Annotated in this window: 20 protein-coding genes, 2 tRNA genes and 5 pseudogenes; 21 read left to right on the top strand and 6 right to left on the bottom strand. The window is 57.6% G+C overall.

Annotated features, from left to right (window positions below; all coding sequences use genetic code 11):
- Nucleotides 1–74: 74 nt before the first annotated feature.
- Nucleotides 75–368: a ribosome assembly RNA-binding protein YhbY gene (gene yhbY, locus EIO60_RS08455; protein ID WP_258576497.1), complete on the bottom strand. Its 294-nt coding sequence runs from the start codon at nucleotides 366–368 to the stop codon at nucleotides 75–77.
- 126 nt (nucleotides 369–494) lie between these two features.
- Between yhbY and rlmE the strand changes: the two genes are divergently transcribed.
- The 17 genes and pseudogenes from rlmE (at nucleotide 495) to EIO60_RS08375 (ending at nucleotide 18,472) form a co-directional block, all read left to right on the top strand.
- Nucleotides 495–1,124 carry a 23S rRNA (uridine(2552)-2'-O)-methyltransferase RlmE gene (rlmE, locus tag EIO60_RS08450; RefSeq protein ID WP_258576553.1) on the top strand — a complete coding sequence of 210 codons (630 nt, stop codon included), beginning with the start codon at nucleotides 495–497 and terminating at the stop codon, nucleotides 1,122–1,124.
- A gap of 113 nt (nucleotides 1,125–1,237) precedes the next feature.
- Nucleotides 1,238–3,160, top strand: coding sequence for an ATP-dependent zinc metalloprotease FtsH (gene ftsH / locus EIO60_RS08445; protein ID WP_258576552.1), 1,923 nt, complete (start codon nucleotides 1,238–1,240; stop codon nucleotides 3,158–3,160).
- Nucleotides 3,161–3,236: 76 nt separating this feature from the next.
- The gene (gene folP, locus EIO60_RS08440; RefSeq protein WP_258576496.1) at nucleotides 3,237–4,070 is read left to right on the top strand and encodes a dihydropteroate synthase; all 834 of its coding nucleotides are present in this window, start codon (nucleotides 3,237–3,239) and stop codon (nucleotides 4,068–4,070) included.
- 7 nt (nucleotides 4,071–4,077) lie between these two features.
- Complete coding sequence (gene glmM / locus EIO60_RS08435) at nucleotides 4,078–5,412, top strand: phosphoglucosamine mutase (RefSeq protein ID WP_258576495.1); 1,335 nt, start codon at nucleotides 4,078–4,080, stop codon at nucleotides 5,410–5,412.
- A gap of 222 nt (nucleotides 5,413–5,634) precedes the next feature.
- Nucleotides 5,635–5,973: a preprotein translocase subunit SecG gene (gene secG / locus EIO60_RS08430; RefSeq protein ID WP_258576551.1), complete on the top strand. Its 339-nt coding sequence runs from the start codon at nucleotides 5,635–5,637 to the stop codon at nucleotides 5,971–5,973.
- Nucleotides 5,974–6,021: 48 nt separating this feature from the next.
- A tRNA-Leu gene (locus EIO60_RS08425) sits at nucleotides 6,022–6,108 on the top strand.
- Nucleotides 6,109–6,167: 59 nt separating this feature from the next.
- Nucleotides 6,168–6,244 (top strand) — tRNA-Met (locus EIO60_RS08420).
- 208 nt (nucleotides 6,245–6,452) lie between these two features.
- Nucleotides 6,453–6,911 carry a ribosome maturation factor RimP gene (rimP, locus tag EIO60_RS08415; protein ID WP_258576494.1) on the top strand — a complete coding sequence of 153 codons (459 nt, stop codon included), beginning with the start codon at nucleotides 6,453–6,455 and terminating at the stop codon, nucleotides 6,909–6,911.
- A 24-nt stretch (nucleotides 6,912–6,935) separates the two neighbouring features.
- Nucleotides 6,936–8,423: a transcription termination factor NusA gene (gene nusA / locus EIO60_RS08410; RefSeq protein WP_258576493.1), complete on the top strand. Its 1,488-nt coding sequence runs from the start codon at nucleotides 6,936–6,938 to the stop codon at nucleotides 8,421–8,423.
- Nucleotides 8,424–8,440: 17 nt separating this feature from the next.
- Nucleotides 8,441–11,128 carry a translation initiation factor IF-2 gene (gene infB, locus EIO60_RS08405; protein ID WP_258576492.1) on the top strand — a complete coding sequence of 896 codons (2,688 nt, stop codon included), beginning with the start codon at nucleotides 8,441–8,443 and terminating at the stop codon, nucleotides 11,126–11,128.
- A gap of 65 nt (nucleotides 11,129–11,193) precedes the next feature.
- On the top strand, nucleotides 11,194–11,601 hold the full coding sequence (gene rbfA / locus EIO60_RS08400) for a 30S ribosome-binding factor RbfA (protein ID WP_258576491.1): 408 nt from the start codon (nucleotides 11,194–11,196) through the stop codon (nucleotides 11,599–11,601).
- Complete coding sequence (truB, locus tag EIO60_RS08395) at nucleotides 11,601–12,545, top strand: tRNA pseudouridine(55) synthase TruB (RefSeq protein ID WP_258576490.1); 945 nt, start codon at nucleotides 11,601–11,603, stop codon at nucleotides 12,543–12,545. The genes rbfA and truB overlap by 1 nt, the downstream gene beginning before the upstream one ends.
- A gap of 108 nt (nucleotides 12,546–12,653) precedes the next feature.
- On the top strand, nucleotides 12,654–12,923 hold the full coding sequence (gene rpsO, locus EIO60_RS08390; protein WP_258576489.1) for a 30S ribosomal protein S15: 270 nt from the start codon (nucleotides 12,654–12,656) through the stop codon (nucleotides 12,921–12,923).
- 306 nt (nucleotides 12,924–13,229) lie between these two features.
- Nucleotides 13,230–15,365, top strand: a complete 2,136-nt coding sequence (gene pnp, locus EIO60_RS08385) for a polyribonucleotide nucleotidyltransferase (protein ID WP_258576488.1) — start codon at nucleotides 13,230–13,232, stop codon at nucleotides 15,363–15,365.
- Between the two features lie 130 nt (nucleotides 15,366–15,495).
- Nucleotides 15,496–16,381, top strand: a pseudogene (gene nlpI, locus EIO60_RS08380) (lipoprotein NlpI).
- Between the two features lie 107 nt (nucleotides 16,382–16,488).
- The gene (gene yrbN / locus EIO60_RS16670) at nucleotides 16,489–16,545 is read left to right on the top strand and encodes a protein YrbN (RefSeq protein ID WP_100229640.1); all 57 of its coding nucleotides are present in this window, start codon (nucleotides 16,489–16,491) and stop codon (nucleotides 16,543–16,545) included.
- A 16-nt stretch (nucleotides 16,546–16,561) separates the two neighbouring features.
- Nucleotides 16,562–18,472, top strand: a complete 1,911-nt coding sequence (locus EIO60_RS08375) for a DEAD/DEAH family ATP-dependent RNA helicase (RefSeq protein WP_258576487.1) — start codon at nucleotides 16,562–16,564, stop codon at nucleotides 18,470–18,472.
- Between the two features lie 59 nt (nucleotides 18,473–18,531).
- Here the strand turns inward: EIO60_RS08375 and EIO60_RS08370 are convergent, their stop codons facing one another.
- Nucleotides 18,532–19,206, bottom strand: coding sequence for an SDR family NAD(P)-dependent oxidoreductase (locus tag EIO60_RS08370; protein ID WP_258576486.1), 675 nt, complete (start codon nucleotides 19,204–19,206; stop codon nucleotides 18,532–18,534).
- A gap of 229 nt (nucleotides 19,207–19,435) precedes the next feature.
- Between EIO60_RS08370 and EIO60_RS17165 the strand changes: the two genes are divergently transcribed.
- Complete coding sequence (locus EIO60_RS17165; protein WP_445082597.1) at nucleotides 19,436–20,257, top strand: AraC family transcriptional regulator; 822 nt, start codon at nucleotides 19,436–19,438, stop codon at nucleotides 20,255–20,257.
- Between the two features lie 31 nt (nucleotides 20,258–20,288).
- Here the strand turns inward: EIO60_RS17165 and EIO60_RS08355 are convergent.
- The 3 pseudogenes from EIO60_RS08355 to ubiU all read right to left on the bottom strand — a co-directional run bounded on the left by EIO60_RS08355 (nucleotide 20,289) and on the right by ubiU (nucleotide 23,234).
- Nucleotides 20,289–21,293, bottom strand: a pseudogene (locus EIO60_RS08355) (luciferase-like monooxygenase).
- A 116-nt stretch (nucleotides 21,294–21,409) separates the two neighbouring features.
- Nucleotides 21,410–22,230 (bottom strand): annotated as a pseudogene (locus tag EIO60_RS08350) (U32 family peptidase).
- Nucleotides 22,231–22,249: 19 nt separating this feature from the next.
- A pseudogene (gene ubiU, locus EIO60_RS08345) lies at nucleotides 22,250–23,234 on the bottom strand (ubiquinone anaerobic biosynthesis protein UbiU).
- 205 nt (nucleotides 23,235–23,439) lie between these two features.
- On the opposite strand from ubiU, the pseudogene ubiT reads away from it, so the two are divergent.
- Both ubiT and EIO60_RS08335 read left to right on the top strand, forming a co-directional pair.
- A pseudogene (ubiT, locus tag EIO60_RS08340) lies at nucleotides 23,440–23,963 on the top strand (ubiquinone anaerobic biosynthesis accessory factor UbiT).
- Nucleotides 23,957–24,490 (top strand): GNAT family N-acetyltransferase, encoded by a 534-nt coding sequence (locus EIO60_RS08335; RefSeq protein WP_258576485.1) that lies wholly within the window; start codon nucleotides 23,957–23,959, stop codon nucleotides 24,488–24,490. The pseudogene ubiT and the gene EIO60_RS08335 overlap by 7 nt, the downstream one beginning before the upstream one ends.
- Here EIO60_RS08335 and EIO60_RS08330 read toward each other — a convergent pair.
- Nucleotides 24,448–24,735 carry a GIY-YIG nuclease family protein gene (locus tag EIO60_RS08330; RefSeq protein ID WP_258576549.1) on the bottom strand — a complete coding sequence of 96 codons (288 nt, stop codon included), beginning with the start codon at nucleotides 24,733–24,735 and terminating at the stop codon, nucleotides 24,448–24,450. The two genes, EIO60_RS08335 and EIO60_RS08330, sit on opposite strands and share 43 nt — an antisense overlap.
- A gap of 89 nt (nucleotides 24,736–24,824) precedes the next feature.
- Between EIO60_RS08330 and EIO60_RS08325 the strand changes: the two genes are divergently transcribed.
- Entirely contained in the window at nucleotides 24,825–25,256 is a 432-nt protein-coding gene (locus EIO60_RS08325; RefSeq protein ID WP_258576484.1) for a YhbP family protein, read from the top strand.
- Nucleotide 25,257 lies beyond the last annotated feature (1 nt).

Below are 25,257 nucleotides of genomic sequence, written 5' to 3'. Positions count from 1 at the left end.
AAAAAGCCGTGCTGCGGCCTTTTATCCCATGCGGGAGCATGTCACTTTCTCTGCCCGGCTTCCCGACCGGCGCCTCAGTGCGGCAGGGAGATCTTGCTCTCTTTGGCAGGGCGATACAGCACCAGCGTTTTACCAATCACCTGCACGTTGCAAGACTTGGTTTCACGTACGATGGCCTCGACGATCAGCTGTTTAGTTTCACGATCTTCCGAGGCGATTTTCACCTTAATCAGCTCGAGATGTTCCAGCGCGGATTCGATTTCGGCCAGCACGCCTTCGGTCAGACCGTTGCCGCCCAGCATCACCACCGGTTTCAGTGGATGGGCGAGGCCTTTCAGGTGCCATTTTTGTTTGGTACTTAGATTCATCGTATTTTTTGCTTACTCAGGGATTGAAAACGGTTCATTCTACCGCCATCTCGGGGTTATCACCAAATCAACGCAACCCATTGCGTGCAGGTTTATCGCTGCGATGACGATTTAGTTGAGAAAATTATGATGGGTAAGAAGCGTTCAGCCAGCTCCAACCGCTGGTTACAGGAACACTTTAGCGATAAATATGTGCTACAGGCACGGAAAAAAGGGTTGCGTTCGCGCGCCTGGTTTAAACTTGATGAAATACAACAGGGTGACAAGCTTTTCAAACTTGGTATGACCGTGGTAGATCTGGGGGCGGCGCCGGGTGGCTGGTCACAGTATGTGGTGCAGCAGATCGGCTCGACTGGACGCATTATCGCTTGCGACATTTTGCCTATGGATCCTATCGTTGGCGTCGATTTCCTTCAGGGCGATTTCCGTGAAGAATTGGTGATTAACGCGCTGCTGGAGCGCGTAGGCGACCAGAAAGTGCAGGTTGTCATGTCGGATATGGCGCCTAACATGAGCGGAACGCCAGCGGTCGATATTCCCCGGTCGATGTATTTGGTAGAATTGGCGCTCGAAATGTGTCGGGATATCCTGGCGCCGGGCGGCAGTTTTGTTGTGAAAGTGTTTCAGGGAGATGGCTTCGATGAATACCTGCGGGAAATTCGCTCCCTGTTTACGAAAGTGAAAATTCGTAAGCCGGACGCTTCGCGTTCACGTTCGCGTGAAGTATACATTGTGGCGATAGGGCGCAAACTATAGCCCAATTGATGAAGTTGCAGCCCATCGGCCGTGATTCCATGATATGAAGGATATATAGTACCCTACGCTGTCTGTTAACATCGTTGTAATATGAGGTTAATCCCTTGAGTGACATGGCGAAAAACCTGATTCTCTGGTTAGTCATCGCGGTCGTGCTGATGTCAGTATTCCAGAGCTTTGGGCCCAGCGAGTCGAATGGCCGTAGGGTTGATTATTCAACCTTCCTGTCGGAAGTGAACCAGGAGCAGGTCCGCGAGGCACGTATTAACGGGCGTGAGATTAACGTAATCAAAAAAGACAGTAATAAATACATCACCTACATTCCTGTCAATGATCCTAAGTTACTCGGTAACCTATTGACTAAAAACGTCAAAGTGGTTGGCGAACCGCCGGAGGAGCCGAGCCTGCTGGCTTCGATCTTTATCTCCTGGTTCCCGATGCTGCTTCTGATTGGCGTGTGGATCTTCTTTATGCGTCAAATGCAGGGCGGCGGCAAAGGCGCGATGTCCTTTGGCAAGAGCAAGGCGCGCATGCTGACGGAAGACCAGATCAAAACCACCTTTGCTGACGTTGCCGGCTGTGACGAAGCGAAAGAGGAAGTCGGCGAGCTGGTGGAATACCTGCGCGAACCGAGCCGTTTCCAGAAGCTGGGCGGTAAAATTCCGAAAGGCGTGCTGATGGTCGGTCCTCCGGGTACCGGTAAAACCCTACTGGCGAAAGCCATTGCGGGCGAGGCCAAAGTGCCGTTCTTCACCATTTCCGGTTCTGACTTCGTCGAAATGTTCGTCGGCGTCGGTGCGTCTCGCGTGCGCGACATGTTCGAACAGGCGAAGAAAGCGGCGCCCTGCATCATCTTTATCGATGAGATCGACGCCGTTGGCCGCCAGCGTGGCGCAGGCTTAGGCGGAGGTCACGATGAGCGTGAGCAGACCCTGAACCAGATGCTGGTTGAGATGGATGGTTTTGAAGGCAACGAAGGCATTATCGTCATCGCGGCGACCAACCGTCCAGACGTGCTTGACCCGGCGCTGCTGCGTCCAGGCCGCTTCGACCGTCAGGTCGTTGTAGGTCTGCCGGACGTGCGCGGCCGTGAGCAGATTCTGAAAGTGCATATGCGTCGCGTACCGCTGGCGACCGATATCGACGCAGCGATTATCGCGCGCGGTACGCCGGGCTTCTCCGGTGCGGATCTTGCCAACCTGGTGAACGAAGCGGCGCTATTCGCCGCGCGCAGCAACAAGCGCGTAGTGTCGATGGTGGAGTTTGAGAAAGCAAAAGACAAGATCATGATGGGCGCGGAACGTCGCTCCATGGTGATGACGGAAGCGCAGAAAGAGTCTACTGCCTATCACGAAGCGGGTCACGCCATTATCGGTCGCCTGGTGCCGGAACACGATCCGGTGCACAAGGTCACCATTATCCCGCGCGGTCGCGCGCTGGGCGTGACCTTTTTCCTGCCGGAAGGGGATGCGATTAGCGCCAGCCGTCAGAAGTTGGAGAGCCAGATTTCGACCCTGTACGGAGGCCGTCTGGCTGAAGAGATTATCTATGGCGCGGAGCACGTCTCCACCGGTGCATCCAACGACATCAGAGTGGCCACTAACTTGGCGCGCAACATGGTGACGCAGTGGGGCTTCTCGGAAAAACTGGGTCCGTTGCTCTATGCGGAAGAAGAGGGCGAAGTGTTCCTCGGTCGCTCCGTCGCGAAAGCGAAGCATATGTCTGACGAAACCGCGCACATTATCGACCAGGAAGTGAAACACCTGATCGACAGCAACTATCAGCGCGCGCGCCGTATTCTGGGCGAGAACATGGACATCCTTCACGCGATGAAAGATGCGCTGATGAAGTATGAAACCATCGATGCGCTGCAGATCGACGACCTGATGGCGCGCCGCGAAGTGCGTCCGCCAGCTGGCTGGGAAGATCCGGGCAGCAACTCCGACAGCAACGCTACGCCAAAGGCGCCGCGCCCGGTCGACGAGCCGCGCACGCCGAACCTTGGCAACACCATGTCAGAGCAGTTCGATAAATAACAGGGTTTGCCCCCTAATAAAACCCCGGCTGGGGTTTTTTACATCCGTAATCAGGTAAAAAAAGGAAGTTTTCGTCATGAAGTTGTACGCCCGCGATGACCATCTCGATCTGTCGTTTCCCCACGTGATGGGAATTTTAAACGTTACGCCGGACTCCTTCTCAGATGGTGGCCAACACAATTCGCTGGTGGAAGCGCTGACGCATACCAACAAGATGGTCAACGCCGGCGCGACCATTATCGACGTGGGCGGGGAGTCGACCCGACCAGGCGCGGACGAGGTCAGCATCGAAGAGGAGCTGGCGCGCGTGATTCCGGTCGTAGGGGCGATTGCGCAGCGTTTCGAGGTGTGGATTTCCGTCGACACATCTAAGGCTGAAGTGATAAGGGAAGCGGCACGAGCGGGCGCTCACATCATTAACGATATTCGGTCGCTGTCAGAACCTGGCGCGCTGGCTGCGGCGGCGGAAACCGCTTTGCCGGTTTGCCTGATGCATATGCAGGGCGACCCGCGCACCATGCAGCAGGCGCCGGCGTATCAGAAAATAGTAAGCGAAGTGGATGCTTACTTCGTTGATCAGATAGCACGCTGCGAGGCGGCGGGCATTAAAAAAGCGAATCTGCTTCTCGACCCTGGCTTCGGTTTCGGTAAGAATCTTAGCCACAACTATGAACTGCTGGCCCATCTCAGCCATTTTCACCATTTCGGGCTGCCGCTGCTGGTGGGCATGTCGCGCAAGTCGATGATTGGTCAGCTGTTAAACGTCGGCTCGTTACAGAGTCTGACGGGCAGCCTGACCTGCGCGACCATCGCCGCCATGCAGGGCGCGCAGATCATTCGAGTGCATGATGTAAAAGAGACGGTCGAGGCGATGCGCGTGGTCAAAGCGACACGGAGAGCAAAAGGATAATTAAGGCATGAGTAATCGTAAATATTTCGGTACAGACGGCATTCGCGGCAAGGTCGGCGAAGCGCCGATCACCCCTGATTTTATCCTGAAGCTGGGCTGGGCGGCGGGCAAGGTGCTGGCGCGTCACGGCTCAAGAAAGGTGCTGATTGGCAAAGATACGCGTATCTCCGGCTATATGCTGGAGTCGGCGCTGGAAGCGGGCCTGGCGGCGGCGGGTCTCTCTGCCGCCTTTACCGGCCCGATGCCGACGCCTGCTATCGCCTATTTGACGCGCACCTTCCGCGCCGAGGCGGGCATCGTTATCTCCGCGTCGCACAACCCGTTCGACGATAACGGCATTAAATTCTTCTCTGCCGAAGGCACCAAGCTACCGGACGAGGTAGAGGAGGCGATCGAGCTGGAGATGGAGAAGCCGCTGACCTGCGTCGAGTCCGCTGAACTGGGCCGCGCCAGCCGCATTGTCGACGCCGCTGGCCGCTACATTGAGTTCTGCAAGGGCACCTTCCCCAGTGAGCTGAGCCTGAACGGGCTGAAAATCGTGGTCGACTGCGCTAACGGTGCCACCTATCATATCGCGCCCAACGTGCTGCGCGAACTGGGCGCGACGGTTATTGCCATCGCCACCCAGCCCGATGGTATGAATATCAACAAAGAGTGCGGCGCCACCGACCTGCGGCTGCTGCAGCAGCGCGTGCTGGCGGAGAAGGCGGATTTAGGTCTGGCCTACGACGGCGATGGCGATCGCATCATGATAGTGGATCATCTGGGCGCGAAGGTAGACGGCGATCAGATCCTCTATATCATCGCGCGGGAAGGGCTGCGTCAGGGGCAGCTGCGCGGCGGCGTGGTCGGCACCCTGATGAGCAATATGGGGCTGGAGCTGGCGCTGAAGCAGCTCGGCATTCCGTTTGCGCGCGCCAAAGTGGGCGACCGCTACGTTCTGGAGAAGATGCAGGAGAAGCACTGGCGTCTCGGCGCGGAAAATTCCGGCCACGTTATTCTGCTGGATAAAACTACCACCGGCGACGGCATTGTAGCGAGTTTGCAAGTGCTTACCGCCATGGTGCGCAATCACATGAGCCTGCACGATCTCTGCAGCGGCATGAAAATGCTGCCGCAGGTGCTGGTCAATGTGCGATTCAGCGGCAACAACGATCCGCTGAAAGATGAAATGGTGAAAAGCGTGACGGCGGAGGTGGAGAGAACCCTGGCGGGACGCGGCCGCGTGCTGCTGCGCAAATCGGGCACCGAGCCGCTGATCCGCGTCATGGTCGAAGGCGAAGATGAAGCGCAGATCACCGAACTGGCGCATCGCATCGCCGATCGCGTCAAGGCGATTTAAAACGCTGGCGGCGGACGGTTTTGCGCCAAACCGCCACTAAAATTATCAGCATGGCGCTTTTTCCGCAGTCGAATCATTCGGTGAAAATTGCGCTTGCAGAGGTATACGCCTTTGGTTAGTATTCATACCCGTTTCCGATGGTGTGATGACGACACGGCCCCTCTGTAATGGTAATGGCAGAAGCTTAACTGTGCGGTTAACGCGCAAGGAAACCGGTTGATTATGTACGAAGCTCTTTTAGTTGTTTTCCTTATTGTCGCTATCGCCCTTGTGGGTCTGATTATGCTGCAGCAAGGTAAAGGCGCTGATATGGGAGCCTCATTCGGTGCAGGCGCATCCGCAACGTTGTTCGGTTCTACGGGTTCAGGTAACTTCATGACTCGCACCACCGGCATCCTGGCGGTATTGTTCTTTATCATCAGCCTTGTTCTGGATAACCTGAACACCAATAAGACTTCGAAGGGAAGCGAGTGGGAAAATCTGTCAGCGCCGGCTCAGTCAACGCAACCGACTCAGCAGCCTGCACAACCGGCCACGCCGGGTAATGATATCCCGAAGTAAGTTCGTCTGCTTGCGGCGCGACAGATTCAGGTCGCTGCACTGAAAAGTGCCGAGGTGGTGGAATTGGTAGACACGCTACCTTGAGGTGGTAGTGCCCGATTGGGCTTACGGGTTCAAGTCCCGTCCTCGGTACCAAATCGTAGTATCACTTGCATAAAGTGCATTATCGGCGTAACATTCGTCACGTTTTCGGACGCGGGGTGGAGCAGTCTGGTAGCTCGTCGGGCTCATAACCCGAAGGTCGTCGGTTCAAATCCGGCCCCCGCAACCACTTTCCCTTAGAGTTCTTTTTCAAATATACTGTGTGCATCGACGGGCGCATCGCAGCGATTTTTGAAAAAAATTCTTCTGGGCAGTGCCGAGCCGCATTGCGGCGTACAGGGTCCAGTCACAAAAAGCCCCGAATTTTCGGGGTTTTTTGTTATCAGGAAATCGCATCACTGGGCTATTAAGCCCTTTTTTATGTCTTGGGGGTGGGCTTGTCCACATTAGAATTAGAGCAAAAATTGACAGAGTTGGTATCGGCTCCGGTAAAAGCGCTTGGCTACGAACTGGTCGGAATTAAATTCGTTCGTGGTTGCACATCAACCCTGCGCATCTATATTGATAGTGAATATGGCATCAATGTCGACGACTGCGCGGATGTCAGCCACCAGGTAAGCGCGGTTCTGGATGTGGAAGATCCTATCACCGTGGCTTACAACCTTGAAGTCTCCTCACCGGGGCTGGATCACCCGCTCTTTACTTCCGAACACTACACGCGGTTTATGGGTGAAGAAGTGAGTCTGGTTCTGCGTATGGCGGTACAAAATCGCCGTAAATGGCAGGGCATCATTAAGTCGGTCGACGGCGAAATGGTGACGGTGACCGTTGAGGGCAAAGATGAGGTGTTCGCGCTGAGCAATATTCAGAAAGCGAACCTGGTCCCCCACTTTTAAAAGTCCGGATTGAGGCTAACCAGGATGAACAAAGAGATCTTAGCTGTTGTAGAAGCCGTTTCTAACGAAAAAGCCCTGCCGCTTGAGAAAATCTTCGAAGCGCTGGAGAGCGCGCTGGCTACTGCAACCAAGAAGAAATACGAGCAAGAGATTGACGTTCGCGTCAGCATCGATCGCAAAAGCGGTGACTTCGACACCTTCCGCCGTTGGGAAATCGTAGAAGAAGTGACGCAGCCGACGCGCGAGATCACGTTGGAAGCAGCCCGCTTCGAAGACGAAGCGTTCAATCTGGGCGATTATGTTGAAGATCAGATCGAATCGGTCACCTTCGACCGTATCACCACCCAGACCGCGAAGCAGGTTATCGTGCAGAAAGTGCGCGAAGCCGAGCGCGCGATGGTGGTCGATCAGTTTCGCGAATACGAAGGCGACATCATCACCGGCGTGGTGAAAAAGGTAAATCGCGACAATATCACCCTAGATCTTGGCAGCAACGCCGAGGCGGTGATTCTGCGTGAAGATATGCTGCCGCGCGAAAACTTCCGTCCAGGTGACCGTATTCGAGGCGTGCTGTACGCCGTGCGTCCGGAAGCACGTGGCGTGCAGCTGTTTGTGACCCGCTCGAAGCCGGAAATGCTGATCGAGCTGTTCCGCATCGAGGTGCCGGAAATCGGCGAAGAGGTCATCGAAATTAAAGCAGCCGCTTGCGATCCGGGCTCACGCGCGAAGATTGCGGTGAAAACCAATGACAAACGCATCGATCCGGTTGGCGCCTGCGTCGGTATGCGCGGCGCGCGCGTACAGGCTGTTTCCAGCGAGCTGGGCGGTGAACGTATCGATATCGTGCTGTGGGACGACAACCCGGCGCAGTTTGTCATTAACGCCATGGCGCCGGCCGACGTGGCATCAATCGTGGTTGATGAAGACAACCACACGATGGATATCGCTGTCGAAGCCGGTAATCTGGCTCAAGCGATCGGCCGTAACGGCCAAAACGTGCGTCTGGCGTCTCAGCTGAGCGGCTGGGAGCTGAACGTGATGACCGTCGATGATCTGCAGGCGAAACACCAGGCCGAAGCGCATGCTGCTATCGATATGTTTACCAAACATCTCGACATCGACGAAGAGTTCGCCACCGTACTGGTGGAAGAGGGCTTCTCTTCGCTGGAAGAGCTGGCATACGTGCCGATCAACGAATTGTTAGACGTTGATGGTCTGGACGAAGAGACTGTAGAAGCCCTGCGTGAACGAGCAAAAAATGCGTTAACCACCCTGGCGCTGGCGAAAGAAGAGAGCCGTGGTCATCAGGAGCCTGCTGAGGATCTTCTGAATCTCGACGGTCTCGATCGTGCGCTGGCGTACTGCCTGGCGGCGAAAGGCGTTTGCACGCTGGAAGATCTCGCCGAGCAAGGTGTCGACGACCTGACGGATATTGAAGGGCTGAATTATGAGCAAGCCGGCGCGCTGATTATGGCCGCGCGAAATATCTGCTGGTTCGGCGATGACGCGTAATAACAGGAAGGAACAGCATGACAGATGTAACCGTAAAATCGCTGGCCGCAGAGATTCAGACCCCGGTCGATCGCCTGGTTCAGCAGTTTGCTGACGCGGGGATCCGCAAGTCGGAGAACGACGCGGTCACGCAGCAAGAGAAAGAAACTTTACTGTCTCACCTCAATCGTGAGCATGGTCAGACTGGCTCAAGCAAGCTAACATTGCAGCGTAAGACGCGTAGTACCTTGAATATCCCGGGCACCGGGGGCAAAAGTAAATCGGTGCAAATCGAAGTCCGCAAAAAGCGCACCTATGTAAAAGGTGATGCGGAAGCTGAACAGGCAGAAGCAGAAGCCCAGGCTCAGCGTGAAGCGGAAGAAAAGGCGCAATGCAAGGCTGAAGAACAAGCCCGTCGCGAAGTTGAAGAAAAAGCGCAACGTGAAGCCGAAGAGAAAGCCAAGCGCGAAGCCGCTGAAAAGGCGAAGTGTGAAGCCGCGGAAAAAGAGAAAGTGACGCATCATCAAACCGACGATATGACCAAGGCTGCACAATCCGATAAAGCCCGTCGCGAGGCGGAAGTGGCTGAACTGAAGCGTAAAGCTGAAGAAGAAGCGCGCCGTAAGCTGGAAGAGAACGCTCGTCGCGTTGCGGAAGAAGTGCGACGCCTGGCCGAAGAGAAATCGGCCGAGTGGGAGAAACCAGAGGAAGAGGATAAAGGCGACTATCACGTCACCACCTCTACCCATGCTCGTCAGGCGGAAGACGAAAATGACCGCCAGGTAGAAGCGGGCCGCGCTCTTGCGCGCACCACCGCGAAAGCGGCGCGTCCGGCGAAAAAAGGCAACAAGCACTCTGAAGCCAAAACCGACCGCGAAGAAGCGCGTGCGGCGACTCGCGGCGGCAAGGGAGGCAAACATCGCAAGCCAAGCTCGCTGCAGCAGGGTTTCAACAAGCCTGCTCAGGTGGTTAACCGTGACGTAATAATCGGCGAAACCATCACCGTTTCCGAGCTGGCCAACAAAATGGCTGTGAAAGGTTCCCAGGTCATCAAAGCGATGATGAAGATGGGCGCGATGGCAACCATCAACCAGGTTATCGATCAGGAAACTGCGCAGCTGGTAGCGGAAGAGATGGGTCACAGAGTGATCCTGCGCCGCGAAAACGAGCTGGAAGAAGCGGTAATGAGCGATCGTGATACCGATGCCGCGCAGGAATCTCGCGCGCCGGTCGTGACCATCATGGGCCACGTCGACCACGGTAAAACCTCGCTGCTGGACTACATTCGCTCAACCAAAGTCGCCTCTGGCGAAGCGGGCGGTATTACCCAGCATATTGGTGCTTACCATGTCGAAACCGACAACGGCATGATCACCTTCCTCGACACCCCGGGCCACGCCGCGTTTACCGCGATGCGTGCGCGTGGTGCGCAGGCGACGGATATCGTTATCTTGGTCGTGGCTGCAGACGACGGCGTGATGCCGCAGACCATCGAAGCGATCCAGCACGCGAAAGCGGCCGGCGTGCCGGTGGTGGTTGCCGTTAACAAAATCGATAAGCCAGAAGCCGATCCGGATCGCGTGAAGAACGAGCTGACGCAGTACGGCATAATCCCGGAAGAGTGGGGCGGCGAAAACATGTTCGTCAACGTCTCTGCAAAAGCCGGTACCGGCATCGACGACCTGCTGAACGCGATTCTGCTGCAGGCGGAAGTGCTGGAGCTGACCGCTATCCGTGAAGGCATGGCGAGCGGCGTGGTAATCGAATCCTTCCTGGATAAAGGTCGTGGTCCGGTTGCTACCGTGCTGGTGCGCGAAGGTACGCTGAACAAGGGCGACATCGTGCTGTGCGGCTTCGAATATGGCCGCGTGCGTGCGATGCGCGACGAGCTGGGCCGTGAAGTGCTGGAAGCGGGTCCGTCTATCCCGGTTGAGATCCTCGGCCTCTCCGGCGTGCCGGCTGCGGGTGACGAAGCGACCGTGGTGCGCGACGAGAAGAAAGCGCGTGAAGTTGCTCTCTATCGTCAGGGCAAATTCCGCGAAGTAAAGCTGGCGCGTCAGCAGAAATCGAAGCTGGAAAACATGTTCGCCAACATGACCGAAGGCGAAGTGTCCGAGCTGAACATCGTGCTGAAGTCCGACGTACAGGGGTCTGTAGAAGCGATTTCCGACTCGCTGCTGAAACTCTCCACCGACGAAGTGAAGGTGAAGATTATCGGTTCGGGCGTAGGTGGTATCACCGAAACCGACGCGACGCTGGCTGCGGCCTCCAACGCCATCACCCTGGGCTTCAACGTGCGTGCCGATGCCTCTGCGCGTCGCGTCATCGATGCTGAAAACGTTGACCTGCGTTACTACTCCGTCATCTATAACCTGATTAACGAAGTGAAGGCGGCGATGAGCGGCATGCTGGCGCCTGAATTCAAACAGCAGATTATCGGTCTGGCTGAAGTCCGTGACGTGTTCAAGTCACCGAAATTCGGCGCGATCGCTGGCTGTATGGTTACCGAAGGCAACATCAAGCGTCACAACCCGATTCGCGTACTGCGCGATAACGTGGTGATCTGTGAAGGCGAGCTGGAATCACTGCGCCGCTTCAAAGACGACGTTAACGAAGTGCGTAACGGCATGGAGTGCGGTATCGGCGTGAAGAACTACAACGACGTTCGCGTTGGCGATATGATCGAAGTGTTCGAAGTTATTGAAGTTAAACGCACCATCGAATAAGCATTACGCGATGTGTTGCAATTTGGGAGGCCTCTGGCCTCCCGAATTATTTTGGAGAGATGACTATGGCGAAAGAATTTGGTCGCCCACAGCGCGTGTCGCAGGAACTGCAAAAAGAGATTGCTATCATCCTGCAGCGCGAAATTAAAGATCCGCGTCTTGGCATGATGTTGACGGTATCAGGCGTGGAAGTCTCGCGCGATCTCGCCTATGCTAAAGTATTCGTCACCTTCCTTAACGATCAGGATGAGGACGCGGTGAAAAACGGCCTGAAAGCGTTGAAAGAGGCGTCTGGCTATATCCGTATCCTGCTCGGCAAAGCGATGCGCCTGCGCATCGTGCCGGAGCTGACCTTCTTCTACGATAACTCGCTGATCGAAGGGATGCGCATGTCGAACTTGGTCTCTAACGTGATCAAGAACGATGTCGAGCGTCGCGGGGAGAACCCGGCGGAAGATGACAAGGAGGACTGATGAGTCGTCCTCGTCGTCGCGGTCGTGACGTCCACGGCGTGTTCCTGCTGGATAAACAGCAGGGCGCGTCTTCCAACGATGTGCTGCAGAAGGTCAAGCGCCTGTTTAACGCGAACAAGGCGGGCCATACTGGCGCGCTCGATCCGCTGGCGACCGGCATGCTGCCCATCTGCCTCGGCGAAGCCACCAAGTTTTCGCAATATCTGCTCTATTCTAATAAGCGCTATCGCGTGATTGCGCGACTCGGCGAACGCACAGATACCTCTGACGCCGACGGCAATATCGTCGAAACGCGCCCGGTGAATATTGACCAGCAGATGCTCGACGCGGCGCTGGAGAGTTTTCGCTGCGAGACGATGCAGGTGCCGACCATGTTTTCGGCGCTGAAATACCAGGGGCGCAAGCTCTATGAGTATGCGCGCGAAGGCGTCACCGTGCCGCGGGAAGCGCGGCCAATCACCGTTTTTGAGCTGCAGTTTATTCGCTGGGAAGGCGATGAGCTGGAGCTGGAAATCCACGTATCTAAAGGCACCTATATCCGCACTATTATTGACGATCTAGGCGAAAAGCTCGGCTGCGGCGCGCATGTGATTATGCTGCGTCGACTGCAGGTAGCACGCTACCCGATCGACAAGATGACGACGCTGGAGCAGCTGCAGGCCGTGGCGGCAACGTTAAACGCGGCGGAGACGCCCGATTACGCGCCGCTCGACGTGCTGCTGCTGCCGATGGATAGTCCGGCGGAAGAATTTCCTGTGGTGAATCTGCCCTCCGCCGTGGCGGCCAGCTTCAAGCAGGGCATGCCGGTTCAGGCGACCAATACGCCGCCGCAAGGACTGGTGCGCGTCACCGAAGGCGACGAGCAGAAGTTTATCGGTATGGCGGAGATCGCCAGTGACGGACGGGTGGCGCCGCGCCGCCTGGTCGTCGAGTTTCCCGCGTAACGCCGCATTTGCGTTGCTATCGGGCGAAGAGTAGAATAGCGCGGCTTTAAAGCAGGTGGCTGAATTAGAGATCGGCACCCATACATTCATTTATTAATGGAGTTTATTATGTCTCTAAGCGTAGAAGCTAAAGCAGAGATCGTTGCCAAATACGGTCGAGGTGCTAACGACAGCGGCTCAACCGAAGTTCAGGTTGCTCTGCTGACTGCTCAGATTAATCACCTGCAGGGTCACTTCTCTGAGCACAAAAAAGACCATCACAGCCGTCGCGGTCTGCTGCGCATGGTATCTCAGCGTCGTGAGCTGCTGGACTACCTGAAGCGTAAAGACGTTGCGCGTTACACCAGCCTGATTGAAAGCCTGGGTCTGCGTCGCTAAGTCTGAAGAATCTGATCAAAGATGTAGTGCAACACTTTGCAAAAAAACGCGTCTTGCGATCAGATTCGTGCGAGTTTCGCGAAAAGGGGGCCTTTATGGCCCCTTTTTTCGAGCAATGCGCAGCAATCCGGACCAAACTCATGTATTGTTGCAGTGAGTGATCTTCGTTTGCAGAGGTTCGCGCGGCTAATGAGAGGCTTTACCGCAGATTCGGTTAAAGGTTGTCATTAGTCGCGAGGATGTAACTGAAGATCGGTAATCCATGGCACGCCAGAGAGGCGTTGCCCCGAAGTTAAGGAATTCATTTTGCTGAACCCGATCGTACGTCAGTTCCAATATGGTCAGCATACCGTCACGCTGGAAACCGGCATGATGGCGCGCCAGGCCACCGCAGCCGTTATGGTCAGCATGGACGACACTGCCGTTTTCGTTACCGTTGTCGGCCAGAAAAAAGCCAAAGCCGGCCAGGACTTTTTCCCGCTGACCGTAAACTACCAGGAGCGTACCTACGCTGCTGGCCGCATCCCGGGCAGCTTCTTCCGTCGCGAAGGCCGTCCGAGCGAAGGCGAAACCCTGATTGCGCGTCTGATTGACCGCCCGGTTCGTCCGCTGTTCCCGGAAGGCTTCGTGAACGAAGTGCAGGTTATTGCCACCGTGGTGTCTGTTAACCCGCAGGTTAACCCGGATATCGTCGCGATGATCGGTGCCTCTGCCGCGCTGTCGCTGTCAGGCATTCCGTTCAACGGCCCTATCGGCGCAGCGCGCGTCGGCTATATCAACGACCAGTATGTGCTGAACCCGACCGCGGACGAGATCAAACAGTCTCGCCTGGATCTGGTGGTCGCCGGTACGCAGAACGCAGTACTGATGGTTGAATCCGAAGCGGACATCCTGACTGAAGATCAGATGCTGGGCGCAGTGGTGTTCGGCCAAGAGCAGCAGCAGGTTGTGATCGAAAACATTAATTCACTGGTTGCAGAAGCGGGCAAACCGCGCTGGGACTGGCAGCCTGAACCGGCTAACGACGCGCTGATCGCACGCGTTTCCGCACTGGCTGAAGCTCGTATCAGCGACGCTTACCGCATCACCGACAAGCAGGAGCGTTACGCGCAGGTTGGCGTTATCAAAGACGAAACCATCGCAGCGCTGCTGGCGGAAGATGAGACGCTGGACGACGCTGAAATCGGTGATATCGTGCGCAGCCTGGAAAAGAACGTGGTACGTACCCGTATTCTGAACGGCGAACCGCGTATCGACGGCCGTGAAAAAGATATGATCCGTGGTCTGGACGTGCGCACCGGCGTACTGCCGCGTACCCACGGCTCGGCGCTGTTCACCCGTGGCGAAACGCAGGCGCTGGTCGCCGCGACGCTGGGTACCGCGCGCGACGCGCAGAACCTGGACGAGCTGATGGGCGAACGTACCGACAGCTTCCTGTTCCACTACAACTTCCCTCCGTACTCGGTAGGCGAAACCGGTATGGTCGGCTCGCCGAAGCGTCGTGAAATTGGTCACGGTCGCCTAGCGAAGCGCGGCTTGCTGGCTGTAATGCCGAAGCAGGAAGAGTTCCCGTACACCGTACGTGTAGTTTCTGAAATCACCGAGTCTAACGGTTCTTCTTCTATGGCTTCCGTATGTGGCGCATCCCTGGCGCTCATGGACGCAGGCGTGCCGATCAAAGCGGCCGTTGCGGGCATCACGATGGGCCTGGTGAAAGAAGACGAGAAGTTTGTGGTTCTGTCCGACATCCTCGGCGACGAAGATCACCTGGGCGACATGGACTTCAAAGTAGCCGGTAGCCGTGAAGGCATCACCGCGCTGCAGATGGACATCAAAATCGAAGGCATCACCCGCGAAATCATGCAGGTTGCGCTGAATCAGGCCAAAGGTGCGCGTCTGCACATCCTGGGCGTGATGGAGCAGGCGATCAGCACGCCGCGTAAAGAGATCTCTGAGTTCGCGCCGCGCATTTACACCATCAAGATCAATTCAGACAAGATCAAAGATGTGATTGGTAAAGGCGGTTCCGTGATCCGTGCGCTGACGGAAGAGACCGGCACCACCATCGAAATCGAAGACGACGGCACCGTGAAAATCGCGGCGACCGACGGCCTGAAGGCGAAAGAGGCGATTCGTCGCATCAAAGAAATCACTGCCGAGATCGAAGTGGGTCGCGTTTACAACGGTAAAGTCACGCGCATCGTCGACTTCGGTGCCTTCGTCGCTATCGGCGGCGGCAAGGAAGGTCTGGTGCACATTTCTCAGATCGCAGACAAGCGTGTAGAGAAAGTGACCGACTACCTGCAGATGGGCCAGGAAGTGCCGGTTAAGGTTCTGGAAGTGGACCGTCAGGGCCGCGTCCGTCTGAGCATCAAAGAAGCGACAGAATCTAAGCCTCAGGGCGAAGATGCTGCCGTGACCAGCACGCCAGACGCAGAGTAATTCCCTGTTTGCCTCTCCTTATCCCAGAGCGGATGGGAGAGGCGTTTGTGTCATCGCGAGGGCGGGAATCCTTGTGCGCAGCAGGCGGATGATAGGGGGGTTGTCCTAATGTTTGTATCCGGAGAGGGAAATGAAGCCTTTTTTGCGCTGGTGTTTTGTTGCGACAGCTATCACGCTGGCAGGATGCAGCAACTCCAATTGGCGTAAGAACGAAGTTCTTGTAGTACCTCTACAGCCCACACTGCAGCAGGAAGTTATACTGGCGCGCATGGAACAAATTCTTGCTAGTCGCGCCCTTACTTATGATGAACGCGCACAGCTATTATATGAGCGCGGAGTGTTGTATGATAGTCTCGGTCTGAGAGACCTGGCGCGGAACGATTTCTCGAAAGCGCTGTCTATGAAACCTAATATGCTGGAAGTGTTTAACTATCTCGGCATATACTTAACGCAGGCAGGCCATTTTGATGCTGCCTATGAAGCATTTGATTCTGTACTTGAGCTTGATCCAACTTACAACTATGCGCATTTAAGCCGTGGTATCGCCCTCTATTACGGCGGTCGATACAAGTTAGCGCAAGGTGATCTGCAGGCGTTTTATCAAGACGATCCCAGCGATCCTTTTCGCAGCCCCTAGCTCTATCTCGATGAACGCGAGATGGATGCAGACAAGGCGAAAGTAGCATTGCAACAGCGCTACGACAAAGTGGCTCGCGATCAATGGGGATGGAACATTGTCGAATTCTACCTTGGCGACATCAGTGAAAGCACGCAGATGGAACGTCTCAATGCAGACGCAACGGATAACACCTCGCTCGCTGAACATCTTAGTGAAACCAACTTCTATTTAGGTAAGTACTATCTAAGTCTGGGGGGAGAAGGATAACGCGAAAGCGCTGTTCAAACTGGTGGTGGCCAACAACGTCAACAACGTTGTTGAACACCAATACGCATTGTTGGAACTGGCGCAACTCTGCCAGACACAAGACGATTTATCAGAATCTGACCAGCAATAGCTGACGAACTTTTATTGCCTGAACTACCCCGTCAAGTCATCATCTTCCGGGATGATGGGCTTTTCTGTTCGTTAAAACTTCTAATTTGAGCCGGTTCACACTTTTTGATGAAAATGACTGAAAATTTTCACGACGAGTTATGTAGACTGGCCGCCGCAATCTAAGAGGCACGTGTACTACATGACTGATATTCAAACCACTTTTGCTGATCTGGGCCTGAATGCCGACATCCTTGAATCACTGAACGGCATGGGCTACGCGAAGCCTTCTCCGATCCAGGCTGAGTGTATTCCTCACCTGCTGGCGGGCCGTGACGTGCTGGGTATGGCGCAGACCGGCAGTGGCAAAACCGCGGCGTTCTCGCTGCCGCTGTTAAACAACATCGATCCTTCTCTTCACGCACCGCAGATTCTGGTGCTGGCGCCGACCCGCGAACTGGCAGTTCAGGTTGCAGAAGCGATGACTGAATTCTCTAAACACATCCGTGGCGTTAACATTGTGGCCCTTTACGGCGGCCAGCGTTATGACGTACAGCTGCGCGCGCTGCGTCAGGGCCCGCAAATTGTGGTGGGCACCCCGGGTCGTCTGCTCGACCACCTGAAGCGCGGTACGCTTGATCTCTCCAGCCTGCGTGGTCTGGTGCTGGACGAAGCGGACGAAATGCTGCGTATGGGCTTCATCGAAGACGTTGAAACCATCATGGCGCAGATCCCGGAAGGTCATCAGACCACGCTGTTCTCAGCGACCATGCCGGAATCGATCCGCCGCATCACCAAGCGCTTTATGAAAGATCCGCAGGAAGTACGCATCCAGTCAAGCATCACGACGCGCCCGGACATCAGCCAGTCTTACTGGACCGCCTACGGTCGTAAAACTGACGCGCTGGTTCGCTTCCTGGAAGCGGAAGACTTCGACGCCGCCATTATCTTCGTGCGCACCAAAAACGCCACGCTGGAAGTGGCCGAAGCGCTGGAGCGTAACGGTTACAACAGCGCCGCGCTGAACGGCGACATGAACCAGGCGCTGCGCGAGCAGACCCTGGAGCGTCTGAAAGATGGCCGTCTCGACATTCTGATTGCGACCGACGTTGCTGCGCGTGGTCTGGACGTTGAGCGCATCAGCCTGGTCGTTAACTACGACATCTCGCTGGATGCCGAGTCTTACGTACACCGTATCGGTCGTACCGGCCGCGCCGGTCGTGCCGGTCGTGCGATTCTGTTCGTCGAGAACCGCGAGCGTCGCCTGCTGCGCAACATCGAGCGCACTATGAAGCTGACCATTCCAGAAGTGGAACTGCCGAACGCGGAACTGCTGAGTACTCGCCGTCTGGAGAAATTCGCTGGCCGCGTACAGCAGCAGCTGGAAAGCAGCGATCTGGACCAGTACCGCGCGCTGCTGGAGAAACTCTCTCCGCAGGACGATCTGGATATGAAAACCCTGGCTGCCGCGCTGCTGAAAATGGCGCAGGGCGAGCGTCCGCTGATCGTACAGCCGGACGCACCGCGTCCGCAGCGTCGTGAGTTCCGCGATCGTGACGATCGTCGTGACGACCGCCGCAGCCCGCGTGAAGCGCGCGACAACCGTGAAGGCGGTGATCGTCCGCGTCGCGAGCGTCGTGACGTTGGCGAAATGGAGCTGTACCGCATTGAGGTGGGCCGCGATGACGGCGTTGAAGTTCGTCACATCGTCGGCGCAATTGCCAACGAAGGCGACATCAGCAGCCGTTACATCGGTAACATCAAGCTGTTCGGCACTCACTCAACCATCGAGCTGCCGAAAGGCATGCCGGGCGAGATCCTGCAGCACTTCACCCGCACGCGTATTCTCAACAAGCCGATGAATATGCAGCTGCTGGGCGATGCGCAGCCGCAGTCTGATTCACGTGGCGGCGAGCGTCATGGCGGTGGTCGTGATTTCGGCGGTGAGCGTCGTGGCGGCAACCGTGAAGGCGGTCGCGAAAGTGGACGTCGTTTCTCTTCCGAATGTCGTGAGGGCCGACGCGAAGGCAACCGCGGCAGCTTCAACCACGAAGGCGGCCGTGGCCCGCGTCGTGAAGAGGGCGCAGCTGCGCCGCGTCGTCGCGAGTTCTGATAATCAGCCTGGCTGATAAATAAAAAGGGAAGCCCTCAGGGCTTCCTTTTTTTTTTGCTTTACGCGCCGTCAGAAATAAGGACGCGCTCTCCGCTGACGTACACGGCATCGTCCGACGCCAGAAACAGCTCGATCTGCGCCACATCCTCCGGCAGCCCAAAGCGTCCCAGCGGCGCCGCCGCCAGCAGCTGCGCTTTAAGCTGCGGGCTGAGCTTCTTCGCCGCCAGCAGCCCTTCGGTCAGGATCATACCGGGTGCCAGCGCGTTGACGCGAATGTTGCGCGGTCTCAGCTCGCGTGCCAGCCCCTGCGTCAGCGTATCGATCGCCCCTTTGGTGGCCGCCCAGAGCACCGAGCCCGGCGTGCTCTGCTGGCTATCAAGGGCGCTCAGGTTAATGATGCAGCCGCCACGCGCGGGAAAGTGGCTATCGGCAAGCGAAAGGGCGCTGAACGCGCCGTGGTGGAACAGACTAGCATTGTTGACCACGATATCGGGCGCGCCGAAGTGCGCCTGCGCGGTCTCGAACAGGCGTGCCACATCCGCTTCGCGCGAGATATCCGCCTGCACCGCCACGCCCTCGCTGCCCAGCGTGCGAATGTCGCTGACCACATCCGCCGCGCCGGCCTCATCCTGTCGATAGTTGACCACCACACAGGCGCCCGCAGCGGCAAAGGTCGCGGCAATCCCTTTAGAGGCGCCCGTCACCAGCACAATCTTTCCTCTCAGTGCTTTCATATCGTTTCTCCACCTGAGTATCGCGTTTGCAAAATATGCGCTTTCGACGCGGCGCGACGGTAGCGCAATCGTGCAAGTCTCTTGCACGATCCTGCAAATCTCCTCCGACCCCGGCTGCGTTTGCCGCCGGTTCGGGTAACATGCGGTGAGGCGAAAAAGGCAAAAAAGCGGAGGTAAAGCATCGCGGAACCCGCACAGTTACAGCAGCTGGCGCAGCTTATCGCGCGCCATGCGCCAGACGATGGCCGTCACGACAGCGGGATCGATTTTCTCTTTGTTTGGCCATAACTCACGGCCCTCTGAGCCAATCTATCATGCCCAATGGGCCAGCTTCGCGCTGGTGGCGAAGGGCGGCAAAGCACTGCGCATAGGCGAAGATGTGATCCACTACGGCCTTGGCGATCTGCTGCTAGTGACGATGGATATGCCGGTGCGCTCCTGCGTCACGGTCGCCACGCCGGAAAAGCCGAATCTCGGCATCGCCATTAACGAGTCACGGCTGATGCGCTTTCTCGAGCAGTTTCCGCCCGGCGCTGCGCTGGCGGAAGCACGCAACGAGCGCGGCATTGCCGCCCACAAGGTGTCGCCGCTGCTGGTCGACGCGGTTATCCGCTTGATACGCCTGCTGGATCAGCCGCAGGATATTGCCGCGCTGGCGCCCTTGATCGAGCAGGAAATTTTCTATCGGCTGCTGACCGGGCCGGGAGGGGGACGCATCCTCAATATGGCGCTGGCGGAGCGACTAGGCAACAAGGTGGCGCAGGCGGCGCGAGAATTTTTATCGTCCGTTGAAGGTCGACCGGCTGGTCAGCCGCGTCGGCATGAGCACCTCTTCGCTGCATCATCACTTCAAGGCCGTGACGGCGATGACGCCGATGCGGTATCAGAAACAGCTGCGTCTCAGCAAAGCGCGTCGCCTGATGATGGTGGAAAAGCTGGATGCCGGAACGGCGGGCTATCGCGTGGGATATCAGAGCGCGTCGCAGTTCAGCCGCGAATAGCCGTTACTTCGGCCAGTCGCCCGCGCGCGACGTGCGCTAGCTGGCGGTAGGGCCTTAAGGCGCGCCCACCGCCAGAGCGCATCAGAGCGAGCGTGCTGCTTCCATGGCGGCGGCAAAGGAGCGCAGGCGCGCCTCAGTGTCAAAGATCTGGCCATTGACCATGATTTCGTCCGCCTGGGTTTCACGCGTCAGCGCAGCCAGACCGTGGCTTACCTTGTCGCCGTCGCCGACCAGCTACATGCTCAGCGCCTGCTACACGCCACACTGTTCCGACGGCGACCAGAGGTTGTCCATGTTCTCCACCGGCGCAGGCAGCGGGCCCGGCTTGCCGCGGCGCAGGTTGATAAACTGTTGTTGCTGCGACGTGAATAGGAAGCGGGCGTCGCGCTCGCTGTCGGCCGCCACCACGTTGATGCAGACCATGGTGTAGGGGTAGGGCTTATCTAGACGCGCGGAGGGCTGGAACTTCTCGCGGTACAGGTGCCGCGCCTGGAACAGCAGATCGGGAGCAAAGTGCGAGGCAAAAGCGAAGGGCAGCTCCAGCTTCGCCGCCAGCTGAGCGCTGTAGAGGCTGGAGCCGAGCAGCCAGACCGGGATCTTCAGGCCGAGGCTGGGCACCGGCTGAACCGGCGGCAGCGCCTCTTCATCCGCGTCGAACAAGTTGATCAGCTCCTGCACATCTTCCGGGAAGGTGTCAGCCTGCATGCTGGAAAGGTGGTGGCGCAGCGCCATCATGGTGCGCTGATCGGAGCTTGGCGCGCGGCCTAAGCCTAAATCGATACGGCCGGGGTAGAGCGACGCCAGCGTGCCGAACTGTTCGGCAATCACTAGCGGCACATGGTTCGGAAGCATAATGCCGCCCGAACCGAGATGTAGCATAGTGGTATTTGCAGCCAGATAGCCGATCAAGACCGAGGTCGCCGCGCTGGCGATGCCGGTCATATTGTGGTGCTTTGCCAGCCAGTAGCGCTGATAGCCCAGCGCTTCCGCCTGACGCGCCAGCGACGTATGGAAAGCATCGCGCGCGGTTGAGCCCTAAGGAATCGGTGCCAGATCCAGCAGACGAAGGGATTTTTTCTCAGACATGGTCACTCCAGTTGGGTATGGCGCAAGTGATGATTAACCTGCACCAACCAGTATTACGTAATAATGCCCATATTAAAACTGCTAACAACCGCAGTCGGCTAGCCTGTATGTGCCTTTCAGGCGGAAGGGATCAGCGTCATGCCGGCGACTTTGCGCCAGTAGCCGTTGCAGTCGTTCTCTCTGGCCATCATCAGCGGCGCCTGACCGGCTTCATTAGCGCGGAAGCGGACGATCTCACCCAGCATCTTCCGTGCCCTGCGGCGACAGACGTAAGATATCGACCCAGCCGCGCATGCCTGCGAGATCGTTGCCAAGGTTGTAGCAATAGCCGCTCATGGTCTGAATGCCGTTCAGCACAAACACCAGCTGCCCCTCCAGCGAATAGACGCGTCGGCCGTTGGGGTAGTTGATACAGCAGCTCTGGCAGTCATCTTTGGCGCGATGCTCGGCGCGGGCGGTAAAGCCGCGCGCCGACAGCGCCAGCGGCAGATGGCCATACATAGCCCAGCACCTCGACCTCAAAGCGATCGCGAATGTGCAGCGCGGTGCTCTGCAGCAGCAGCTGCAGGGTCTCGACGTTATAGACGTTTAGCGTCGGGCCGGCGACGAACGGCATCCCGCGCTCGGCCGCCATATTAGCCGCGCCGAAGTCGTTGGCTTCGATCAGGAACTCGACGTTTTCGACGTAGCGCTTCAGCTCATTTAGCCCGGAGGGGGACTGCAACAGCGCCAGCGTGCTCAGCACCACCTGTTTGCCGCTCGCCGCCTGCTCGCGCGCTATCTCCATCCAGCGCGCCCAGGCGGTAGCGCGGCGCTTGGTGCACACCGCTTCGCCGAGATAGATAATCTCCGCGTCGCTGTTCGCCGCCTGCTGATAAAAGTCCGCCAGCCGCTCAGTCGGCCAGTACCATAGCACCGAACCCAGTGCGTATCGCATTCTGTTCTCTTTACTGCCATTAACGATGATAGGCCCCGAGGGTGGTTTGCGAGCCTTCGGACAGCGCATCGAGCTCCGTCTGCCATGGGGCGGCCACCTCAAACTGCTCCGGCGCCTGTTTACAGCGGTCGATCGCCTGGCGCCAGACGCGCGCCACCTGCGCCACATAGGCTGGGCTGGCGACCCTCGATTTTCACCGAGGCGATCCCCGCGCGCAGCAGATCCGGCAGCAGCGACAACGTATTCAGGCTGGTGGGCTCCTCCAGCACGTGATAGCGCTGGCCGTCGACCAGATAGCGTCCCTTGCACTGCGTGGGGTAGCCTGCGCTCTCATCCGGCACGTAGCGATCGATCAGGACGTTGTTGAGGCTCGACTCCATCCCTTTCGGCGTCTGCTGCCAGCGCACCAATTTGGCTGGCGAACAGGCCTCGGCGCTGTTGGGCAACTCGCCGGTCAGCCAGGAGGAGAGGTAGCAGCGGCCTTCAGCCATAATGCACAGGCTGCCAAAGGCGAACACTTCCAGCGGAACCGGCGTGCTGCGCGCCAGCTGCCTGACCTGATGCAGCGACAGCATGCGCGGCAGCACCTTGCGGCTCAGCGCGAAGTGGCGGTGGTAGAAGCGCACCGCCTCGAGATTGGTGGCGGAGGCCTGCACCGAGAGATGGCGCTCGACGTTGGGATAGCGCTGCGACGCATACTCCAGCGTGGCGATATCAGCGAGGATCAGGGCATCGGCGCCATTCTGCGCCGCCACGTCGATGGCGCGCTGCCAGCGGCCCACGCCGTCGGGATGGGCGAAGGTATTAATGGCGACATGCAGCTTGCGGCGGTGCTGGTACAACAGATAGCGCGCCGTTTCCGCCAGCTTTTTATCAGTGAAGTTCAGCCCGGCGAAGTGGCGCGCGTTGGTGTCATCTTTGGGTCCTACATACACAACATCGGCGCCGTTCTCCACCGCTGAACGTACGGCGGGCAGATTGCCGGCCGGACACAGCAGTTCCATACTCTTTCCTTGTCGACAGGGTGAGGCGTCAGAGTCTGGGCAAGCGGCTGGCGGAAAACGTTGATTTAAGGCAGTGAATCGCCAGTTGGCGACGCAGATGGCGGAAATTTCACCCGCTCAGGCGCCAAAATTATTGATCTTGGCTGCGGTGCGCGGCGGCAGATATGGCAATATAGCTGAAATTTTCTGAAGGGAGATAGACCACGTGTTTGATCAGTTACGTGCCGGCTTAGTGAAAAAAGGCTCCAAATTCCTCGCGTTACCCGTTTCGCTGACGCCGTTTCCCGTGAAAAAGGCTTTTCTGCAACAACTCCTAAACTGGCAATTTCGCCATGCTTTGGCGGAAGGTGAGTTAGACTTTCTGCAGGCGCGTCATCTGGGCATTGACATCGCCGATGTCAATTTACGCAGAATTACACCATTGAAGCGGGAAGGCTTAAGGTCATGCAGGACGCGGAAGCGGACGTCTGGTTTCGCGGCAATGCCAACGATCTGCTGCTGGTCGCCGCCCGTAACGTGGACCCCGATATGTTGTTTTTCCAGCTTCTGCTGGTGATTGAAGGCGATACGGAGCTAGGACTGGAGGTGAAAAACCTGATGGATGCTCTGGAACTTGAGGCCATGACCACGGCGTTACGCACGGGACTGCAGCAGCTGGCTGCGTTTGTTGAAGCAGGAATAAAACAGGACGCGAAGGCCGCACAGGCGCGCGCGGAGAGTGTATGTTAATTCGCACAGAAATTGGGGTAGATGCCGCCGGCATCGACAGCCTGTTAAGACGCAGCTTTAAGAGCGAAGCCGAGGCCGAGCTGGTGCAGCGGCTGCGGGAGGATGGACTGCTCACGCTGGGCGTCGTGGCGACGGATGATGAAGGGCAGGTGCTGGGCTATGCCGCCTTCAGTCCGGTGACGCTGCAGGGCGAGGACCGCAACTGGGTCGGGCTGGCCCCGCTGGCGGTGGATGAAAGCGTGCACGGCCAGAAAATCGGCGAGCAGCTGATCTATGCCGGGCTGGATACCCTGAATGAATTTGGCTATAGCGCGGTGGTGGTGGTGGGCGATCCCGCCTATTACAACCGGTTTGGCTTCGAGCCCGCGGCGCCCCACGCGCTGCATTGTCGCTGGCAGGGCTCCGAGGCGGCGTTTCAGGTCTATCGCCTGGCGGACGACGCCTTCGTTGGTGCAGAAGGGCTGGTCGATTTCGCCGAACCCATTCAACCGTTTTGCGTGAGCCAGCTGTCGAGGCAGCCGGGCTGATGCGCCACCAGCCGCAGCTTTTGCTGCCGGCTGAGCTGCTTGACGCGGTACTCAAGACGCGACGCGGCGGCGCGATCGCCCGCGTCGCAGCGGTAGACCAGCGCCAGTGGGCCTCTGCCGCGCAGCGCGCGCGCAGCGCGCCCGTTCTCATGCTGATCCACGCGTCGCGCCACGTCGGTGGTGATGCCGGTATAGAGCACGCCCGCGGCGGTTTGCACGATATAGAGCTGCCACTCCCTACTCATCATACAGATTCCTGATCCTTAACTGCCGGCAGTGTAGCGCGCCCGCGGCGCGGCGGCTATCCGGCGCTTTTTGCATGGAGCATAACAGCGTGTCCGATCGTTCTCACCTGGTGCGTTACCTGAAAAAACAGCGTGTCCTTTCGCTCTGCTGCCACGCCGACGACGATCTCTGGTGCGCCAACTGCTTCTACGTCTTCGACGAGACGCGTATGGCGTTCTGGCTGATGACTGAGCCCGATACCCGTCACGGAACGCTGGTTATCGCCAGCCCGCAGGTGGCGGGCACCGTCAACGGCCAGCCGAAAACGGTGCAGCTGATCAAAGGGGTGCAGTATCGCGGCGTTATCGCGCGGCTTGACGGCGAGGCGGAAGCGCAGGCGCGCAAGGCGTATCAAAAGCGTTTTCCGGTGTCGCGCAAGGTTTCCGCGCCGCTGTGGGAGATACGGCTGGACGAGGTGAAAATGACCGATAACGCGCTGGGGTTTGGCAAAAAAATCGTCTGGCGACGGGGCGAGGAGTAAT

The organism is Candidatus Pantoea persica (genome assembly GCF_013753875.1).
GTDB classification, from domain to species: domain Bacteria; phylum Pseudomonadota; class Gammaproteobacteria; order Enterobacterales; family Enterobacteriaceae; genus Pantoea; species Pantoea persica.
Note: the sequence above shows the minus strand (reverse complement) of the source record. Positions and strands in the feature narration are given on the sequence as shown.

Coding starts and splice junctions, on each gene's coding strand:
- EIO60_RS08335 (WP_258576485.1), top strand. CDS start 23,957: ATGTTAATTCGCACAGAAATTGGGGTAGATGCCGCCGGCATCGACAGC.
- EIO60_RS08330 (WP_258576549.1), bottom strand. CDS start 24,735: ATGAGTAGGGAGTGGCAGCTCTATATCGTGCAAACCGCCGCGGGCGTG.
- glmM (WP_258576495.1), top strand. CDS start 4,078: ATGAGTAATCGTAAATATTTCGGTACAGACGGCATTCGCGGCAAGGTC.
- rbfA (WP_258576491.1), top strand. CDS start 11,194: ATGGCGAAAGAATTTGGTCGCCCACAGCGCGTGTCGCAGGAACTGCAA.
- EIO60_RS08375 (WP_258576487.1), top strand. CDS start 16,562: ATGACTGATATTCAAACCACTTTTGCTGATCTGGGCCTGAATGCCGAC.
- rpsO (WP_258576489.1), top strand. CDS start 12,654: ATGTCTCTAAGCGTAGAAGCTAAAGCAGAGATCGTTGCCAAATACGGT.
- truB (WP_258576490.1), top strand. CDS start 11,601: ATGAGTCGTCCTCGTCGTCGCGGTCGTGACGTCCACGGCGTGTTCCTG.
- folP (WP_258576496.1), top strand. CDS start 3,237: ATGAAGTTGTACGCCCGCGATGACCATCTCGATCTGTCGTTTCCCCAC.
- rlmE (WP_258576553.1), top strand. CDS start 495: ATGATGGGTAAGAAGCGTTCAGCCAGCTCCAACCGCTGGTTACAGGAA.
- secG (WP_258576551.1), top strand. CDS start 5,635: ATGTACGAAGCTCTTTTAGTTGTTTTCCTTATTGTCGCTATCGCCCTT.
- infB (WP_258576492.1), top strand. CDS start 8,441: ATGACAGATGTAACCGTAAAATCGCTGGCCGCAGAGATTCAGACCCCG.
- EIO60_RS08370 (WP_258576486.1), bottom strand. CDS start 19,206: ATGAAAGCACTGAGAGGAAAGATTGTGCTGGTGACGGGCGCCTCTAAA.
- nusA (WP_258576493.1), top strand. CDS start 6,936: ATGAACAAAGAGATCTTAGCTGTTGTAGAAGCCGTTTCTAACGAAAAA.
- ftsH (WP_258576552.1), top strand. CDS start 1,238: ATGGCGAAAAACCTGATTCTCTGGTTAGTCATCGCGGTCGTGCTGATG.
- yhbY (WP_258576497.1), bottom strand. CDS start 368: ATGAATCTAAGTACCAAACAAAAATGGCACCTGAAAGGCCTCGCCCAT.
- EIO60_RS17165 (WP_445082597.1), top strand. CDS start 19,436: ATGCGCCAGACGATGGCCGTCACGACAGCGGGATCGATTTTCTCTTTG.